Genomic DNA, 3,809 nt, shown 5'->3' with positions numbered 1-3,809 from the left:
GCGCGTCATCTCCCCGACGACCTCGTCCGGGGTCATCTCCGTCAGGACCCTGGACAGGGCGGCGTATCCGCCGAGCGCCACGTAATCCTCCACATTTTTAGGATCGATGATGGAGCAGTTGCGCAGCACGAGCCGAAGCTGCTTCTCGTAAAAGCTCCCGGTCAGACGATACTCCCCGTCGACGAGCGCGACGTCCGTCCTCTCCCGCAGACGTTCGTCCAAACGGGCACGGGCCCTCTCCCTCAGACTCACGAGCGCCTCCGCGTCAAGCCCCCTCACCATCTCCGCAATCGTAGCTGTCATCGACATTCCCCTCCCGTGTATTCCGCGCTGAACCGGCAACCCCCAAGAAAACCTCCGCCGGCTGGCCTATCGGTATTTGTCCAGAGTGGCTTTGAGCTTCTCCGGCGTCAGGTTTCCGTACTGTTCCCCGTCGATGGCGATAACCGGGGCGATGCCGCAGGCCCCGAGGCACCGCGTCGGCGTGATGGAGAACTGGAGGTCCGGAGTCGTCTCCCCGGCCTTGATCCCAAGCTCGCGCTCGAGGGCCTGCATGACGGTCTCGACGCCCTTGACGTAGCAGGCCGTGCCCAAACAGACGCTGATGTCGTGCCGCCCCTTGGGGATGAAGGTGAACTGGGAATAGAAGGTCGCCACGCCGTAGACCTCCGACATCGGAACCCTGAGCTCCTTAGACACGATCTCCAGCACCTCCTTGGGGAGGTACCCGAAGCGGGACTGCGCATCCTGCAGGACGGGCATCAGCACACCCTTGCGCAACCTGTTGTCGTCTATGAAGCTACGGAACGCCTGAATCTTCTCGCGGTTTGCCTCCATATCGAACGTGAAAACAGCCATTCTAGGAAACCCCCTCCGTGTCGGCCCGCGGAGCCGGGGACACACCCCTCCCCGACGCCCGGTTATGGTACAATCTACAGCAGGTTGACTAGTTGAACATTTCATTCAATTTTTGGCTGATCCTATTGTAGCGTCAAAATGCCGAATTGACCACCATCCAAAAATTTTGCATCGAAATTTCCGGATGGGGCCCGACAGGCGTTTTGAGGGCATGCCATTTGAGGAGGAAGCCCGAGTGTGGCGAAAAGGGGGTTGCGGACTTGGTTAAATTGAATATCGACGGGCACGGCGTCGAGGTCGCTCCGGGGACGACGATCATCGAGGCGGCCCGTTCGGTGGGGGTGGAGATTCCCAATCTCTGTTACGACAAGCATCTGACCGCGTTCTCGGGGTGCCGGATGTGCGTGGTCGAGCTCGAGGGGTCGAAGAAGCTCGTGACCTCCTGTTCGACCCTGGTCAAGGAGGGCATGGTCGTCAAGACAAAGACGGATCGGATCGTCCGCTACCGCAAGAGCCTCCTGGATCTCATCCTGGGGAACCACCCGCAGGACTGCCTGACCTGCGAGAAGGTCGGGAACTGCAAGCTGCAGGACCTGTGCTACGAGTACGGGGTCCAGAAGAGCCGCTGGCCGCGCACGAACACCGTCTTTCCCCTGGACAAGGCCAACCCCGTCATGATCCGCGACCAGAACAAGTGCATCAAGTGCGGCAAGTGCGTCCGGGTCTGCCGCGAGATCCAGGTGACGGGGACCGTCGACTTCGTGGGGCGCGGGGTGAACTCGACGGTCACGACGTCCTTCGACCGCCCCATCGACCGCGAGATCTGCCGGATGTGCGGGCAGTGCGTCGCCGCCTGCCCCACGGGCGCCCTGATCAACAAGCATTTCGTCGGAACCCGTCCCTGGGAGGTCACGAAGGTGCGGACCACCTGTCCCTTCTGCGGCACGGGCTGCAACTTCGACCTGAACGTCAAGAACGGACGCGTCGTGGGCGTGACGCCCGCGGAGGACGCCCCCATCAACGGCACGCAGCTCTGCGTCAAGGGGCGCTTCCACACCGACCTGATCCACAGCCCGGACCGGCTGACCCACCCCCTGATCAAGGTGGACGGCAAGTTCGAGCGGACGACGTGGGACAAGGCCATCCGGTTCGCCGCCGACCGTTTCTCCCAAATCGTGGAGCGGTACGGGCCGGACTCGGTCGCGGGGCTCTCCTCGGCCCGCTGCACCAACGAGGACAATTTCGTATTCCAGAAGTTCATGCGCGCGGCGATCGGCACCAACAACGTCGATCACTGCGCCCGGACCTGACACGCTCCCACGGTCGCAGGTCTTGCGACCTCATTGGGAAGCGGCGCCATGACGAACTCGGTGAACGAGATCCTGGACGAGGACCTGCTCTTCGTCATCGGGTCCAACACCACCGAGGCGCATCCCGTCATCGGCATCAAGATGAAACAGGCCGTGCGCCGGGGCACGAAGCTGATCGTCGTGGACCCGCGCCGCACGGAGCTCGCGGGGATGGCGGACCTGTGGCTGCCCCTGCGCTCGGGCACCGACATCGCCCTGATCAACGGGATGATGCGCATCATTGTCAAGGAGGGCTGGCAGGACGAGGCCTACATCAAAGAACGCTGCGAGGGGTACGAGGCCCTGCTGGAGTGCATCGAGTCCTACACTCCCGAGCGGGTCGAGGCCATCACGGGGATTCCGCGCGAGCAGCTGTACGAGGCCGCGCGCCTCTACGCCACGACCCGGAAGGCGGGCATCTTCTACACGCTCGGGATCACGGAGCACATCTGCGGGACGAACAACGTCAAGAACCTCGCCAACCTGGGGCTCCTGACGGGGCATATCGGGTTTCCGAGCGCGGGGATCAACCCCCTGCGCGGACAGAACAACGTCCAGGGCGCCTGCGACATGGCCGCGCTGCCCACGGACTTCCCGGGCTACCAGAAGGTGACGGACCCGGAGAAGCTGGCCTTCTTCGAGAAGCTCTGGGGGCGGAAGCTCTCCGGCAAGCCGGGCTACAAGATCCCCGAGATGTTCGACGCCGCCCATGAGGGGACCCTCAAGGCGATGTTCGTCATGGGCGAGGACCCCGTCATGAGCGACCCCGACGCCAACCACGTCAAGAAGGGGTTCGAGGCCATGGAGTTCGTCGCGGTGCAGGAGATCTTCATGTCCGAGACGGCGAAGTTCGCCGACGTGATCTTCCCCGCGACCTGCTACGCCGAGAAGGAGGGGACCTTCACCGCCTCCGAGCGGCGGGTGCAGCGCGTCCGGAAGGCCGTGGAGCCGCCGGGGGAGGCCCGCGTCGACTGGCAGATCGTCGCATCCATCGCCCAAGCGATGGGCGCGAAGGGGTTCGACTGGCGGACGTCGGAGGACGTCTTCGAGGAGATGCGCGCCGCCATCCCCCAGTACCGCGGCATGACCTACGAGCGTATGGGGACGACGGGGCTGCAGTGGCCCTGCCCGACGGTGGACCACCCCGGGACTCTCTACCTCCACAAGGACACCTTTTCCATCGGAAAGGGCAAAATGGTCCCGATCGAGCATGTGGAGCCGGCCGAGCCGCCCTGCGAGGAGTACCCCTTCCTGCTCATCACGGGACGCAGGCTGGAGCACTACAACGTCACGACGCGCTTCTCCCCGACGCTCGACGCCATCGTGCCCTGCGAGATGGCGGAGATAAACCCCGAGGATGCCCGCAGGCTGGGGCTCGCCGAGGGACAGCTGGCCCGCGTGACCTCGCGGCGCGGACAGGTGGTCACGCGCGTGACGGTCACGGACAGGGTCAAGCCCGGCTCGCTCTTCATGACGTTCCACTTCAAGGAGTCCCCCGTGAACGAGCTGACCATCGGCGCCTACGACCCCGTGACGCTCACGGCGGAGTACAAGGTCGCCGCCGTGCGCATCGAGAAGGTCGAGAGCGGCTACGACCCCGCG

The 3,809-nt window shown here is 64.1% G+C and carries 2 protein-coding genes and 1 pseudogene; 1 reads left to right on the top strand and 2 read right to left on the bottom strand.

All coding sequences use genetic code 11. The features are described 5' to 3' along the window. Together ABLA28_RS10905 and nuoE are read right to left on the bottom strand one after the other, a co-directional pair. Nucleotides 1–303, bottom strand: a pseudogene (locus tag ABLA28_RS10905) (NADH-quinone oxidoreductase subunit F); the annotation flags it as partial. A gap of 66 nt (nt 304–369) precedes the next feature. Next, entirely contained in the window at nt 370–858 is a 489-nt protein-coding gene (gene nuoE / locus ABLA28_RS10900) for an NADH-quinone oxidoreductase subunit NuoE (protein ID WP_299301198.1), read from the bottom strand. Nucleotides 859–1,118: 260 nt separating this feature from the next. Here nuoE and fdhF point away from each other — a divergent pair. Continuing rightward, nucleotides 1,119–3,809 (top strand): formate dehydrogenase subunit alpha (gene fdhF, locus ABLA28_RS10895; protein ID WP_347713687.1); only part of this gene is annotated, 2,691 nt, incomplete at its 3' end.

This window comes from uncultured Fretibacterium sp., from assembly GCF_963544685.1.
Classification (GTDB): domain Bacteria; phylum Synergistota; class Synergistia; order Synergistales; family Aminobacteriaceae; genus CAJPSE01.
Note: the sequence above shows the minus strand (reverse complement) of the source record. Positions and strands in the feature narration are given on the sequence as shown.

Bases quoted from the DNA above. Each gene is read 5' to 3' on its own strand.
- nuoE (WP_299301198.1), bottom strand. From the start codon at position 858: ATGGCTGTTTTCACGTTCGATATGGAGGCAAACCGCGAGAAGATTCAG.